This window comes from Verrucomicrobium sp. BvORR106 (genome assembly GCF_000739655.1).
Taxonomy (GTDB): Bacteria; Verrucomicrobiota; Verrucomicrobiia; order Verrucomicrobiales; family Verrucomicrobiaceae; genus Verrucomicrobium.
On record NZ_BATR01000087.1, the window covers coordinates 21,830 to 36,136 of the forward strand.

Below are 14,307 nucleotides of genomic sequence, written 5' to 3' on the forward strand. Positions count from 1 at the left end.
CATGGCGGGATCAGGCTCGCTTTTTGATGGAGGCCTGACCGCCGTTCACGGCGTCGGGGAGGCGCGTCTTCTCGGTGCTTTCCACCTGGGTGACGCGGCCTTCATGGACGACGATCTGGACGGATCCAAAACGCATGGCATCCACCTTGCGGCGGACGATTTCAACCCACGCTTCAGTGGCGAGGTCATTTTCAACGGAGTAGCTCATGGGGAGGATTAGAGAGGGTTCTGAGGTTTGGTGAGAAGCGTGAGAAAACCGTCGAGAGGATCCGCATGTCGCACGCGGCTGGGTTTGGTAACTCGTTGGGTGGTTTTACTCTTGGCAGGCTTTTCAGGTTCGGCTTCGAAGGGCAGTTGCACGCCGTCTCGCTCCATCTTGCGGAGGGTGACGGAGACGACATCCGCCAGTGTGTATCGGTCGAGGATCTGGGCGATGGCATTGCGCACATCAATCATCAGCATCCGGAGACCGCAGTGGTGCTCGTCGGGACACGTACATCGTTCGTAGTCTGTCTCACTCGCACATCCGATCGGGGCCAGCCGGCCGTCGATAAGACGAACCACTTCACCGATCGTAATCTCCACTTGGGGCTTGGCCAGGCGGCATCCGCCCTCCTTGCCTCTCTTGCTTTCCACATAACCAGCCAGTCGCAGTTCTTGAAGAATGTTTTCAATGAACTTGAACGGCAGGTTCTCGCCCTCAGCCAAATTGGAGACGGACACGACATCCTTGCCCTGCCGCTGAGCAATGCCCAATCGGATAAGGGTTCGGAGGGCATATTCGCCTTTTTTGGTGAGGTGCATGCGCAATCTATAAAGTTCCAATCTACATAGCGCAAGTAGGAATTGAAATAAATGTGCATGTATTCCTATGGGGTTGGTGGGGAATTGGAGTGGGGGAGTGATGGAGTGATGGAGGGTTGTGTTTGTAATGCGTTGATGATGAGTTGTATGGGTGTGGAGATGTTGAAGTCTGAGGCGTGTCCTTGGGCCTCAATGTAGCCATCACCTGGCGACGCAATCGCTGTGGAGTGCGTGCGTGAAGCGCCGCTTTTGCGGCCCATTTGGGGGAATTAAAGCCGGGAAATCAGAGCAGCGCGGTGGGGATTTGATTGGATGGGCGACGAACCGCCTGAATGACGCCGGGCCTTCAGCCCTCAAAGCTTCTAGTTATCCCAGAACCTGGGGCGTTGCCCCAGGCTGGTATGAGGCCGGGCCGTTGGCCCTCATGACCGGAATGCGGTGGTCGGGCATGAATCGTTCGCATGCTTTGTGAGGGCAGGACTGTCGATATAGGGCTTCCGCCATGGGAAACCGCGTGGCAGGTGCATCAATGCCCCCCGACTCTCTCCGGCTCCTGACATGTCTTTGTCCCAATGCTGCCAATCCATCCTGCATTGAGGGCCAAGGGCCCGGCGTCATACCAGCCCAGGGCAACGCCCTGGGTTGACGTCTCCAAAAAAGAACTCAGAGGGCTGAAGGCCCGGGGTCATACCAGCCCAGGGCAACGCCCTGGGTTTACGTCTCCAAAAAGAACTCAGAGGGCTGAAGGCCCGGCGTCATTCAGTCGACCGTTCCTTCCACCCTCTTCTCCGCCCACCCCTCGCTTCGTTTCTCTTTCCTCTATCCAAATCACGGGCTTGATCTTTACTCCACGTGTCATGCCTCAGTCCTTGAGCCTCGTCGTCGTCCATTTCATCTTCAGCACCCACGATCGATTCCCGTGCATCGGCCCATCCGTCCGACCGGGATTGCACGCGTACCTGGCTGAGATTGCACGAGACCTGAATTGCGATTGCTACCGCGTGGGTGGGGTGTCAGATCACGTCCATCTGGCAGTGCGATTGTCTCGCACCGTCTCCATCTCCGAGTTTGTGGAGAAGCTCAAGACAGGGTCTTCAAAGTGGATGAAGAAACAACAGCCCGAACTAGGCGGCTGCTCCTGGCAACGGGGATACGGTGCTTTTTCCGTCGCCCCGGCCGATGTCGACGCGGTGGTGGCGTACATCGACAACCAGGAGGACCATCATCGGACGCGGACGTTTCAAGACGAATACCGCGCGTTTTTGCGGAAGTACGGGGTGGAGTACAACGAGGCGTACGTGTGGGATTAAGGGCGATAACCACAAGGAAGCCTGAATGACGCCGGGCTTTCAGCCCTCAGAGCTGCTTGTTACATCAAACCTGGGGCGTTGCCCCAGGCTGGTATGAGGCCGGGCCGTTGGCCCTCATGACCGGGTTGCGGTGGCTAGGCCTGCATCGGTCGCATGCATTGAAGGCCAATGGCCCGGTGTCATCAACCGCCCCGGGCGATGAATCCGCCTGAATGACGCCGGGCCTTCAGCCCTCAAAATTTCATCTTACCCCGTAACCTGGGGCGCTGCCCCAGGCTGGTATGAATCCGGGCCGTTGGCCCTCATGACCGGATTGCGGTAGCTGGGCATGCATCGGTCGCATGCATTGAGGGCCAAAGGCCCGGTGTTATACCACCCCAGGGCAACGCCCTGGGTTGACGCATCCAAAAAGAATTCAGAGGGCTGAAGGCCCGACGTCATCAAACGTCCCAACACATCCAACCCACCCCGCCGACCTTCCCACCTTCCAACTCCCGCTTCGCCCCCCCCGCCCTACAACGCCGCTTCAACTGCCGCGTAATCGATCGCCTTCAACCGCGCCTGCTTCACGCCCAACCGCGGCACGCATTCCAACAACGCCTTGGTATACGGATGCTGCGGATTCCCCAACACCTCCTCGGTGGTGCCGCTTTCCACGATCTGGCCGCGGAACATCACGGCCACTTTGTCCGCGATGCCGCGGATGATGGCGAAGTTGTGGGTGATCAGGATCACGCTCATGTTCAGACTCGCTTTGAGCTCGGCCAGGAGGTCGATGATCTGCTTCTGAATGGTCACATCCAGCGCGGTGGTGGGCTCATCGGCAATGAGCAGCCGGGGCTGGCAGCACAGCGCCATGGCGATCATCACACGCTGTTGCATGCCGCCGCTCAGCTCATGCGGGTACGCGCGGAGGCGCTTCTCCGGCTCCACAATGCCCACCTGGTAGAGCCACTTCACGATCTCCGCGTCCAGGTCTTTCACATCCGGTCGGTGCAGCTGCAGCGCCTCCGCCATCTGGGTGCGGATGGTCAGCACCGGGTTCAAGGAAGTACTGGGCTCCTGAAACACATAAGCGATCTCCTTGCCGCGAATCTTGCGCAGCTCGGCCTCGGAGAGTTTCAACACATCCCGCCCGCCGAGCTGGAACGTGCTGGCCTCAATGCGAGCAGGGGGCTCCGGCAGCAGGCGGGCCAGGGAGAGGGCGGTCACGCTCTTGCCGCTGCCGCTCTCGCCCACGATGGCCATGCTCTCGCCGGACTTCAGTTCCAGATCGATGCCCTTCACCGCCTGAAACGGCTCGCCGTGCTGCTTGTGGAACGTGATCTTCAGGTCCCGGATCTTCAACAAGTCAGTACTGGCGGCGGGGGCAGCGGAGGTGTCCATCACGAGGCAAAGGGTGAAATTCGAGCGACGGGGGTATCGGTGCGGAAGGCTCGGCTGAGAAGCCGAAAACTCAAGGCCCAGAGTGCCATAAGCAGGGCGGGTGCCGCAACCTCCAACGGTTCATCTAAAAATCGCGCCGCATTCTGGGCCATCATCCGGCCCCAGGTGGGCGTGGTGAGGCCTGCGTCCGGGCGGGAGGCGCAGATGAAGTCATAGACGCCCTTCCAGATCAGGACGCTGGAGGCGGTGCGCAGCAGCCAGTTCAGCAGGCTGGGCAGCGCATTCAGAAACAAGTGATCCCACCAGTAGCCCCAGTGGCTGCGCCCCAGGGAGAAGGAGGTCTCCGCCAGCAGATGGAAATTGTTCTCCCGGTAGGTGGCATGAAACGCCGCCATGCCGGGGATCGCCGTCACCAGCACCAGCAGGCCCCAGACGGTCACTGTGGACACCCCGGGCAGGGCGGAGTACGCCATCCAGAGCAGCAGCAGCGGCATCGCCGCCAGGGTGGCGGCCAGCCCGGTTTTGGGAAACAAACGGGGCCAGCGGGCAGGGGAGATGGTCAGGCCGCTCAACACCACCAGCAGGGTGGCCAGCACCGAGGCGGCCAGACTGCCGCCCGCCTCACGCCACATCAGCTTCCAGGCAGACTGCCACGCGGACCCCGCCGGAGTCCACCAGAGGGCCGTGATCAGCGCCACCGCCAGCAGGCCGCCCGCCACCGCGCACACGCGGTTCTGGGTCTGCTCCACATCTTCCACATGCTCCATCGCCGGCGGGAGGCTGCGTTTATCCGCCAGATCCAGCAGCACATACCAGGCCGCCAGCATGATGCCCGCCAGGTACACCGTGGCCGCGAGCTGCAGCGGGTGCTGGAACTTCAGCGCATCCGCCGCAAAGGCTCCCCAGCCCTCCACCATGAAAATGTGCTCCACGGGGATGGCAAAGGCCAGCAGCAGGGCCGCCGCAGGGCGGGCCAGGCGCACCAGGTGCACGCGCAGTTCCGGCATCAGGTGGCGGTACTTGATCGTCGCGCGCGAGAGACCGCGCGACTTGAGCGGGCCCAGCATGGGATCCTTCAGCAGCACGCTCAAGCGGTGGGTGATGGAGAACAGTGCCATGCCGAACACTGGCGCGGCCAGCACCAGCGCGGGCACGATCCAGGCCCACAGCGCCCGGCCCAGCCGCACCGTCGCAGGCTCCATGCCCGCAGGCGGATCGTAGGGGAACAACGTCTCCACGGGCAGCCGCCACACGCTCACCAGCAGGTACACCAGGCCAAAGGCCCACAACATCGGCGGCACCCCCACCATGGCCCGGCCCAGCCAGCCCACCGTGCGGGCCACTCGGCCCCCGGCTCCGGAGATGACCACGGAGAGTGCCAGGGCAGAACTCAGCCCCATGGTCAGCGCCAGGGTGATCAGGAGGAAGGAGGGCAGCGCCCGCTGCACCAGCACCATCACCAGGGACTCCGCGTTCAGCCCCACCGGCAGCACACCGATGAGGAACTCAAACGAGTCGCCCAGAGTGGCACCGCTCCATTGCAGCAGCCCCAGCGCGAGGATGGCGCAGACCAGAAAGGCGCGGACCGGGAGGTAGGAAGGGGCAGAGCGGAGGCGGTCCATCGGTTAGGCCGGAGAGGGAAGAGGGATAAGGGAAGAAAGAGGGATAAGGGAACACGAGCTTAGGGGGCCGTGGTCGGGGCAGGCACGGTTTCCATGCTCTGGCGCAGGTCCTGGAACAGGGCCGCCTGCTCCCGCTGGAAGCTCGGCAGCGCATCCCGCCGCACCGCCACGGGATTCCCGCCCGCGAACAGGGGCAGGAAGGGCTTGAGTTCGAGGAGCCGCTCCTCCACCGCCTGAGCCAGGGCCGGCACGCGGGCGGGTTCAAATTCCGAGCGCAGCGCTGAGAGCAACGCGTCCAACCCGGCATCGGTCACGCCGGAGAAGTTCAGCCCGCGAGCCGCCTGGCTGGAGTGCCAGTATGGCCACTGATCCCAGGCCAGCTCAAAGTCCAGACCCAGCAGCGCCGCATCGAAGCGCCGCCCCTGCAGCCGCTGGCCGATGAGCTCCTGCCACGGCACTTCCACCACCTGCGTGTCGATCCCCAGCGTTGCCCAAGAGTCCGCCAGGCGCTTCGCCAGTCGCGTGCGTTCCGGGCTGCCCGCCACCGTCAGAAGCTCGATCGTGAAGACCTGTCCGTCCTTCACCACCTTGCCGTCGGCATTCTTGATCCAGCCCATCTCATAGAGCGCCTGCCGGCCCCGCAGCGGATCATACGCCACCGCAGGCAGTTCCGGCGTGTACCACAGCCCCGGCTGGAAGATGCCTTCACAGATCTCGCCCTGCCCTTGCAGGAAGTCGTTCACCATCGCCTTGCGATCCACCGCCTGACCCAGGATGGCGCGGATGCGCACGTCATTAAGGGGAGCCTTGCGGCAGTTCCACATCACCTGCAGGCGATTCCGCGGGCTGCTGGAGCGCACCGCCACCTCAGGATCCTCCACCATGCTCTTGATGCTGCTGCTGTCTGGCCAGAACAGGCCCACGCGTTTCATCGCAAAGCCGAGCCGGATGTTGGACGCCGACTGCCCCAGGCGAAACTCGATGCCCGCGGGCTCCTCGTCCCCGGCGACTGCCCCCTGGCGCTGGAGGAAGAGCTGCTTGTCCGTCACTCGGGCCAGCTTGAAGGGGCCCGCCCCGGGGGGCGCGTCCGTTAGGAAAGGCTTCCGCACCGCCGCCAGTTCATTCCCCTGGCGTTCGATCCACTTGGCCGGGAGGACGGGCAGCCCCACAAACGCCGTCAGCGCCGGGCCGTACGTTTCGCGGAAGCTCACCCGGACCTGGGTGGGGTCACTGGAGTCCCAGAGATGGATCATCCGCAGGATGTCCCGCCCCGGCACCGGCCAGGGCTGCGCCAGCACCAGCTTCACCGTGCGCTCCACATCGGCAGAGGTCACCGGCGTGCCATCGTGGAAGGTCACGCCCGGCTTCAACGGCATTTCCAGCAGCGGGCGCTCCAGCATGGGCGTCTTGGCCACGATCCGCATCTTGGCCCCCAGGGCAGGCAGATTCTGGTAATAGAGCGCCAGTTCCTCAAAGAAGCGCAGCGACTCCCCGCTCACGCGCAGTTCGTAGGCCTTCGGTCCATCGAACCACACCTCCTTCACCTGCGCCTTCTCCACCGCGTGCTGCACGAAGTACTCGTGGTGAGACCACGCCGGCTCATTCATTTCCACGCGGATGGTCTCCACGGGCAGGGGACCGAATTCCGCGATGGCCTGATGCACGGCCGCGCCACCTGCGCTGCCCGCATCGGAAAAGCGCACCAGCAGTTCATTGCCCATCGCTTCCGCAGAGCTCAGGTGCAGCCGCATCGAGGCCGCCGGGCCCAGGGCTCGCACCTTTTTCGCAGCCTGCTGGGCGTAGTTGTCATTGGCAAACCAGAAACTCGTCTGCTGGGACCAGGTCCAGGACTTGGCCAGTGCGCCCTCCAGGCGTCCATCTTTGCCGATCCGGAGGAGCGGCGCGTGCGTCAGCGTGGCCACCTGCCGGTCCACCTCGCTCAGCGGCTGGTAGGGATTCAGCGTCGGCTCCAGCCCCTCGGCTGAGGCCACCACCAGATTGCCCCCGCGTAAGCGCTGGCTTTTCGCCGACTGATCCGCCGACCAAACGGTCAACAGGGCCAGCGACAAGGGAATTCCAAAGATGACCCACCGCGATTTGAGCATGCGAAAGAGGCACCACCTAAGCAGGAGCCGATCAGGAAGGCAAGTTGCAGGGAACAATTGTGGCGGATTGCAAATTTGCTCGCCGGAGCGTCGCATTTCGGGATTGCTTGTGGCTCGACCGACCGGAAAAGGCGGCGGTTTACCCCCAGAGATTCAGGAATCTCTCCATTTCCGGTGACGGCCGGTACAGGATCACGTCAAACGGCTGCAACCCATTCTCAGAAATGTAGCAATTGCGGGTGGCGGTATCGAAGGCCAGCACCTGGTACAGGTAGTTCCAAAAGACAGGATAGCCCTGCACGTTGCTCACTCGTTCCCAACCAGAAGCCAGGAAGTGCTTCTCCAGCTCGGAAGCCGTAGCGGGCACCCCATGGTACTGAGGCTGTGTAATCGCAAACGAGATTTGGCCGTCCCGCCACCTAATCACTGCCCTCAGCCGTACATCATCGCCGAACACATCGTTGGCATCTGACCACCTGTTCAGGTACTCCAAGGGAGTGGCGTGGTCGAACTCGATGCTCTCCCGGAATCGCTTTTCTGCACTCTCAGAGCGCAAATCCACAATTTCCAGCCGCTTCACGATGGGCACGAGTCCAAAAGCAGGGGGTTTGGTGAATTTGCCTACCAACCCTTCTCCTGGCACTTGAGTAATCAAGTGTTCCGCACCAATATAGAGTTCGGGAAACTGTTCCCTGAGCTCCCAAAACGTCTGACTGTCTTCAATCAGGCATCCAACCTCAGCAGCGAAAGCACACGCGGACTCGGCTTGAGATCGGATGACTTCACTCCTTTGAGACCCAGCGCTCTTGCTGTCGTCTCCATGAAGGTCTGATAGTCGGTTGCGGAGGGCTGCAAGCAAATCGATGGATGACCGCTCGGTGGAGCCGTCTTCAGGGATTTGTTTTTTTCACTCACAGAGTGACGATAGCTTAGCTATTTAAGGAAGTCAAACCTCCAGGCGGTTCCTGAACTGCGACCCGACTTGCGCCTCAATGGCTCAACCTCCGGAGGTGGGGAAGAGGGTAACCATCTCAGCAGGAATAAGATAAGGTGTAATCTCTAGTTTCTCAGCCCATGCTTTCAGCCGCACCGCCCCGGTCCGGGACTGATCCAAAAGGAGGATGCCCTGCTCTCGGCAGGTCTGGCGGACGTGTTCTGGCAGCAGTTGACCCGCCGGAAAATTTTGACTGGAGGAGATGACGATCTTGGGTGCCACCGCTGCCACGAACTCCGGCAGGAACACGGTATCGCTGGCGTGCTGGTTCCGGATCAGGACGTCCGATTTGAGTTGGTCCGGGGTGAAGTTTTCCAGCAGCGCCTTCTCCGCCAGGAACCCGCTGTCTCCGCACCAGAGCACACGGTGCGGCCCCAGGCAGAGGCGGATCACCAGGGCTCGGTCGTCCGCACGGCGGGACCACAGCTGTGCGGGCGGGTAGAGCACCTCTGCCGTCACCTCCACACCCTCGCTCCCTCCCAGCGTCAGTTTGTCCCCCCTTTGCAGGGCCTGACCCGGCCAGGTGGAGGATCGCAGTTTTTTGAAGGCGGTGTTGGAGGCATCCCATCGCCAGGGCTCGGTCGCCGCGTGGTGGTAGAGCGGCGGCCGGTGGCTCTGCCAGAGCTGGCTGGCCGCCCCGGCATGCTGGATGTCATTGTGACTCAGCATCACCCCGTCCAGCCGGTCCACTCCGCGGTAGGCCAGATAAGGCTGGAGCAGGTAGCGCAGGTCCTTGGCGCTGCCCGTGTCCAGCAGCCACTGGGAGCTCCCCGCCCTCAGGTGCTGCACGGCCGCGCTCTCTGGCATACGCAGGACCACCAGCTCCGCAGGTGCTGTCTCCTCGAACCAAGGCGCGGCGATGTGGAAATTACCTCCGGGCAGGGAGGCAAAGAACACTGCCGACTTCATCGTCAGCCAGGCCATCAGCCAGTTGGCATTGCTGAAGAGTGCCTGCACCGCCGTGAGGTGCGCCGCGGCGCTCAGCAGCGTGAGCACTGCGGCAAAGAGCACGCAGAACGAGAGCGGCACCAGCACCACGTTCGCCAGCAGGGCCACGGGCGTGGCCAGTTGGAAGTGGCCCAGCGTGAGCGGCAGACTCCCCACCCAGGCCGCGCCGGAGACGGTGAAGAGGCCCACCAATTGCTTGCGCATCTCCCAGGCCCATTGTTGGGACGGAGTGAGCAGCACCTGGGGAATAAAGGGATCCGGATTCACCCAGCGCAGGAAGGGGCGCGTGAACGGACCCGCCAGCAGGGCGATCGCCCCCAGCACCGCAAAGGAGAGCTGAAACCCCGGCGCGTACAGCTGCTGGGTGTCATACGCCAGCAACAGCACCGCCGAGCCTCCCAGGCTGTTCATGAGGTCGCCCTTTCGATGAAACAACGCCCCGCAGAGAAAGACCGAGGCCATCACCGCCGCACGCACCGCTGAGGGGCGGAGGCCGGTGATGAACGCGTACCCGAACAACACGGGAATGAGCACCGCCAGCAGCGCACCCCGCCTCAGGCCAAAGGCCTTCAGCAGCTTCCACAGAATGAAGCCCACGATGGCCACATGCAGCCCGCTTACGGAGAAGATGTGCAGCGTGCCGCTGTTGCGGAACGGCGTCTGCAGATCGGCCGCGTCACTTTGCACTGTGCCCAGCGCCATGGCCACGATCACCGCATACTCTTCCGGCGCGTTTTCCAGATCGATCTTCAAAGCCTGCTCCACCCAGGCGCGACAGCGCTCCGCCGCGGAGACCAGCCACGCATCCAGGTTCCAGCGATCCAACGCCAGGGGGTGGATCTCAATCCCGCGCAACTCCGCCACCAGACCCAGCCGCAGATCATACACGCGCTCGTTGAACTGGCCCGGATTGTCCGCCAACGGGGGCAGCCGGATGAACCCCGTGACCTGATACTTCCCCGGAGGCAGGTTCTCCTTTCCTCCCGTCACCAGTCGCAACACCGTCGGCCCCGTCCATTGCCGGCCCAGGGTGGGGGAGGTGATCTCCGTCGCCACGAAGTACTCCTCCCGTGTCACATTCCCCGGCAGATCCCGTCGCAGCGCCTTCTCCACCCGGCCCGCGGCCGTTACTGTCAGGCCCGCCATCGGATCCCGATGTTCAAGGAAAGTACGCAGCGGGTGAATCTCCGTCGTCTGCCGGGTCACGAGATGCAGCGTGGCAAACACCAGCGCCGTGGTGAGGGCCAACGCGGGAAGGCCAGCGCAGAGCCGGATCGCCGTCACAATAAGCGCGACCACCGCCAGTCCACCTGCGGCCGCGAGAGTGAACCACCCCGCCGGCAGCACCCCTCCGATGAGAATCCCCACCACCGCCGCCAGCGCCAGCGTGACCAGCGGGCGTCTTGCAAGGTAAGGCAGGGGATTGAACAAGCAGAGAACGGGGTGAGGTGGCGGGAGCGGAGTGAGTCAGGAAGATTGGATCCAGTGAGATGTCCTGCAAACGCCAAGGTGCAAATTTATGGGAGCAGGGGAGTGATGGAGTGATGGAGTGATGGAGTGATGGAGTGATGGAGTGATGGAGTGATGGAGTGATGTGGGCGGAGCTCAGTAAAAGGAGCGAGGGACATTCCTGTCCCGGTCCGCCCCGCGCGTCCCATGACGCCAACACGGATAAAAAGCCCCAAGCCTCCGCCAGTCAGTTGGACGCTCCCTCACAGAGCTACATCGAGGATCACGCGCATCCTGATTCCGCTTGAAAGCGGTACTCCAACCCCGGCGCGGACCTCCACTCACCAGGAAGGATCCCCACTGCCCTTGCTGGGGATCTCAAAACGCGTTCGCCATGCCCTGCCACTCCCAAACCACCTCAATCTGACGCACTGACATACTGCCCACTGACGCACTGGGCTCCGAAGGGACTGATCCCCGACCACCCAGCGCGCCAAAACCGCCCACCCGCACTCATCCACCCCCGACCCTGACGCACTGACGCACTGCCCACTGACACACTGGGCTCCGAAGGGACCAATCCCCAGCCACCCAGCACGCCCTAACCGCTTTGCGTATTGAATTACGATTGGCTACTCAGTTTCGCCCGCTGCGCTGCGATCTCCTTATATTGGAGTTGCTCCAGCTCGTTGATCTTGTGGCGGGCGTTGCCGCTGTGGCGGGTGCCGGGGAAATTGCCTGCCACCTGCTCCAGGATGTCCTTGGCGGCATCATAGTTGTGAGATGCCATGTGCAGGTCGGAAAGTCGGAACATCAGGAAAGCGGCGTTCTCCTCGGTCCAGTCGCGTCCTTCCAGGTTTTCCTGAAGGACCACCAGCGCCTGGTCCGGCGCGTGGAGCTTTTCCGTGTAGATCTTGGCGATCTCAGAGACCGGGAACGGATCCTCGGGCTTGTTGGCCATCATCTTCTCGTACTCCTTGATCGCTCCGTGGTAGTCGCCCTTGGCCACCAAGGCCACGGCCTTCATGCTCTCGTCCTGCTCGACTTCCTCGCCGGAGGAGTACATCACCGTGCCCACTGCATCGCCGAACTTGGGGAGGAGAACCGTCACGAAGAACACACCCCCCACAATCGCCAAAGTGATGATGGAAATCAGGGGGTACATGGGATTGTCCTGCCAGTCAGGGGTATTCCACTTTCCCATTACATATAGAACTGCCAGAACGAACAAGGCACCGACGCAGATATTGACAATGGTTCGCGAAGTCATGGTCAGGGAGAATGCTGTTGAAAAAAAATTATCAGACCGACCACGCATCGAAAAGGAAAACCTTCATCCAGAGACGCTGATGCTGCGAATAACTGGATGAGAACGAAAAAAACCTAAAATTTTGGCCTTACCACAATCGCGCCTTGCAAATCTGCGAACCTGATGTTTTTATAAGCCAGCCAGTATCATTTACTGGATGAAGATCCTTGCTGAAACGGAAAGTAACGACATCTGATTTTTTAATAATTTCAAAGTATTCTAAAAATTATCTTGAAATTATTGTGATTAGGGTGTTGGTTATCAGATACGCGGGCATAGCATAGTGGTAATGCGCTAGCCTTCCAAGCTAGCAAGACGGGTTCGATTCCCGTTGCCCGCTCCACTTTCCATCTGTTTAAAACGCTCAGAATCAGCAAGTTATGAAGCTTCACCTGTTCTTCACCACGGCCCTCGCTGCGGCGTTTTGCCCCGTTATCCTCGCCGGCGACCTCACGGAATGTGATCGCATTGCTGACAAGGTTCGATCAGAAGTGGAAGTCGAACCTGCGAAAGTTCTCCTAATTGTGGAGGATGCCATGGTTAAGAATGAGGCCTGCGCATGTGAGATTGTGAAGGCCGCCATCCTCGCCTCCCATGCCACGGATGAGCTCGTGAAGCAGATTATGCTCACCGCCACCAATGTGGCCCCCAACCGCTCCTCCCTTATTGCGGAGTGTGCGAATGCCATGGTGGCCCAGCGCGCCGGTGGCAAGGAAGTGAAGCAGGTGATCGCGGTGCAGCCTGAGGTGCAGCCGGAATCTGACTACCGGACGGCCCCCGCAGACATTCGGGGCATCTATCTCATCCAGCCTGCAGCAGGTGGGGTGGTCATCACGCAGGATAATCCGAAGCGCACCCCGCCGCCCAAGAACAATCCGCTCTCTCCGTCGAAGGCCAAGCACAAGTAAGTAGGCAAAAAGTCTCTCCCCGGGGGCGCAAAGCCCGGCCAGCCGCCAAGAGTCTGTCTCCCCGATTATTTAGTTCCGCACATTACGCATCAGGCATCTCGAGCCCGCACCCTCAGCTTCCCATGAAGTTCACACTCGCCCTGCTCCCCCTGGCAGCATTGCTGTCACTGGCGCCCGCCCTGCCGGGGCAGGGTTTGCTGGGTATCGGGCGCTCCACAGACTATCTGGACGAAATACCGCTGACCTTCAACGTCGGGACCAGTGTGGGATATGACCGGACCGAGTACGACTCGATGGGGCTGGAAAACGAGGAGTCCGCTTTCGTCCAGGCGGGCATCGGTCTCACCTATGCCAACAGCACTGCGCCAACCAAGTGGAACGTGGGCGTGGACCTGGGCACGATTTATTACCTCGATGACACCACCCGCGGAGAAGAGTACGACTACACCGCCCGCGTCGCGTTTAACATCTCGCACCAGGTGAGCCGCCGCCTCCAAGTGAGCAACAACCTGTACGTCACCTATGAGACGGAGCCGAATTACGGCATCGGCGTGACCACCGGCCGCCGGGCCGGCCAGTACCTCTACGGGTACAACAACACCTCCGTGGCCTACGCCTGGAGTGAGCGCGTGGCCACCACCACCGGCTACACCATTGACGGCATCATCTACACCGATGACGACACGGTGGCGGACTTTGAAGACCGCCTCAGCCACCTCATCAGCCAGCAGGTGAGTTATGCCCTGGACCGCACCACCAAGCTCACGGCCGAGTACCGCTTCCGCTACACCAGCTTCGCCCACACCCCCGCCTCAGACTTGGAAGAGGACGTGCCCAGCCCAGACTACATGAGCCACTACATCCTCGTGGGGGTGGACAAGGCCTGGAGTGAGCGCTCCTCCGGCAGCTTCCGCGCCGGGGTGGAAATGTACCAGAGCGACCGCTCTGACGAGATGGCACCCTACGTGGAAGGAGCCATCAACTACGCCCTCACCCGCCGCAGCAATCTGCGCTGGTACGCCCAGATGGGGTATGACGCCTCCGAGCTCTCCCTCTATGATTCCCGCTACTCCTACCGCACCGGCGTCGTGGCAGGCTATCAGTTCACCCAGAGCCTGAGCGGCAACTTGGGGCTGCACTATGTGCACAGCGATTTCGAGGGCAGCCGTGAGGTGGAATCCTCCGCAGAGGATGAGATCAACGCCAGCCTCGGCTTCAGCTACAACTTCTGGAACAACCTGAGCCTGGACGCGAACTACAGCTACACCACGATCTCGTCGGACTCCTCCTTCCGCGAGTATGACCGGCACCGTGTGAGCGTCGGCCTGAACGCCGTGTTCTGAGTCTCTCCCGCCCATGAACGCCGCATCCGGGCAGAGCCTCCCCCGCACTCAGCGGAAAGGTGGAGCCACCCCGGCAGGTATGAGGTATGGTGTGCTGCCGTACCTCGGTGCCGCCGTCCCCAGAGCCAG

General features: G+C 61.7%; 11 protein-coding genes and 1 tRNA gene. 4 read left to right on the top strand and 8 right to left on the bottom strand.

What is annotated here, in order from left to right:
- Window positions 1-10: 10 nt before the first annotated feature.
- Together BV106_RS13365 and BV106_RS13370 are read right to left on the bottom strand one after the other, a co-directional pair.
- Entirely contained in the window at window positions 11-208 is a 198-nt protein-coding gene (locus tag BV106_RS13365; protein ID WP_038165394.1) for a YezD family protein, read from the bottom strand.
- Window positions 209-216: 8 nt separating this feature from the next.
- Complete coding sequence (locus BV106_RS13370; RefSeq protein ID WP_038165395.1) at window positions 217-804, bottom strand: Rrf2 family transcriptional regulator; 588 nt, start codon at window positions 802-804, stop codon at window positions 217-219.
- Between the two features lie 857 nt (window positions 805-1,661).
- On the opposite strand from BV106_RS13370, the gene tnpA reads away from it, so the two are divergent.
- Complete coding sequence (gene tnpA, locus BV106_RS13375; protein WP_038165396.1) at window positions 1,662-2,114, top strand: IS200/IS605 family transposase; 453 nt, start codon at window positions 1,662-1,664, stop codon at window positions 2,112-2,114.
- A 513-nt stretch (window positions 2,115-2,627) separates the two neighbouring features.
- Here tnpA and BV106_RS13380 read toward each other — a convergent pair.
- From BV106_RS13380 to BV106_RS13405, 6 genes are all read right to left on the bottom strand, one after another.
- Complete coding sequence (locus BV106_RS13380) at window positions 2,628-3,500, bottom strand: ABC transporter ATP-binding protein (RefSeq protein ID WP_051945753.1); 873 nt, start codon at window positions 3,498-3,500, stop codon at window positions 2,628-2,630.
- Window positions 3,500-5,122: a hypothetical protein gene (locus tag BV106_RS13385; RefSeq protein WP_038165397.1), complete on the bottom strand. Its 1,623-nt coding sequence runs from the start codon at window positions 5,120-5,122 to the stop codon at window positions 3,500-3,502. Before BV106_RS13385 ends, BV106_RS13380 begins: the two co-directional genes overlap by 1 nt.
- A gap of 59 nt (window positions 5,123-5,181) precedes the next feature.
- Complete coding sequence (locus BV106_RS13390; protein WP_038165399.1) at window positions 5,182-7,227, bottom strand: ABC transporter substrate-binding protein; 2,046 nt, start codon at window positions 7,225-7,227, stop codon at window positions 5,182-5,184.
- Between the two features lie 139 nt (window positions 7,228-7,366).
- Window positions 7,367-7,816 (bottom strand): hypothetical protein, encoded by a 450-nt coding sequence (locus BV106_RS13395; RefSeq protein ID WP_265595650.1) that lies wholly within the window; start codon window positions 7,814-7,816, stop codon window positions 7,367-7,369.
- A 408-nt stretch (window positions 7,817-8,224) separates the two neighbouring features.
- Window positions 8,225-10,600 carry a ComEC/Rec2 family competence protein gene (locus BV106_RS13400; RefSeq protein ID WP_038165403.1) on the bottom strand — a complete coding sequence of 792 codons (2,376 nt, stop codon included), beginning with the start codon at window positions 10,598-10,600 and terminating at the stop codon, window positions 8,225-8,227.
- A gap of 640 nt (window positions 10,601-11,240) precedes the next feature.
- Window positions 11,241-11,888, bottom strand: coding sequence for a tetratricopeptide repeat protein (locus BV106_RS13405; protein ID WP_265595651.1), 648 nt, complete (start codon window positions 11,886-11,888; stop codon window positions 11,241-11,243).
- Window positions 11,889-12,196: 308 nt separating this feature from the next.
- Here BV106_RS13405 and BV106_RS13410 point away from each other — a divergent pair.
- The 3 genes from BV106_RS13410 (at window position 12,197) to BV106_RS13420 (ending at window position 14,178) form a co-directional block, all read left to right on the top strand.
- Window positions 12,197-12,270: transfer RNA gene (locus BV106_RS13410), tRNA-Gly, on the top strand.
- A gap of 37 nt (window positions 12,271-12,307) precedes the next feature.
- Window positions 12,308-12,835, top strand: coding sequence for a hypothetical protein (locus BV106_RS13415; protein ID WP_038165406.1), 528 nt, complete (start codon window positions 12,308-12,310; stop codon window positions 12,833-12,835).
- 122 nt (window positions 12,836-12,957) lie between these two features.
- A complete protein-coding gene (locus tag BV106_RS13420; RefSeq protein ID WP_038165407.1) occupies window positions 12,958-14,178 on the top strand; it encodes an outer membrane beta-barrel protein in 1,221 nt (406 codons plus the stop codon).
- The last annotated feature ends 129 nt before the right edge of the window (window positions 14,179-14,307 follow it).

Coding starts and splice junctions, on each gene's coding strand:
- BV106_RS13365 (WP_038165394.1), bottom strand. CDS start 208: ATGAGCTACTCCGTTGAAAATGACCTCGCCACTGAAGCGTGGGTTGAA.
- BV106_RS13370 (WP_038165395.1), bottom strand. CDS start 804: ATGCACCTCACCAAAAAAGGCGAATATGCCCTCCGAACCCTTATCCGA.
- tnpA (WP_038165396.1), top strand. CDS start 1,662: ATGCCTCAGTCCTTGAGCCTCGTCGTCGTCCATTTCATCTTCAGCACC.
- BV106_RS13380 (WP_051945753.1), bottom strand. CDS start 3,500: ATGGACACCTCCGCTGCCCCCGCCGCCAGTACTGACTTGTTGAAGATC.
- BV106_RS13385 (WP_038165397.1), bottom strand. CDS start 5,122: ATGGACCGCCTCCGCTCTGCCCCTTCCTACCTCCCGGTCCGCGCCTTT.
- BV106_RS13390 (WP_038165399.1), bottom strand. CDS start 7,227: ATGCTCAAATCGCGGTGGGTCATCTTTGGAATTCCCTTGTCGCTGGCC.
- BV106_RS13405 (WP_265595651.1), bottom strand. CDS start 11,888: ATGACTTCGCGAACCATTGTCAATATCTGCGTCGGTGCCTTGTTCGTT.
- BV106_RS13415 (WP_038165406.1), top strand. CDS start 12,308: ATGAAGCTTCACCTGTTCTTCACCACGGCCCTCGCTGCGGCGTTTTGC.
- BV106_RS13420 (WP_038165407.1), top strand. CDS start 12,958: ATGAAGTTCACACTCGCCCTGCTCCCCCTGGCAGCATTGCTGTCACTG.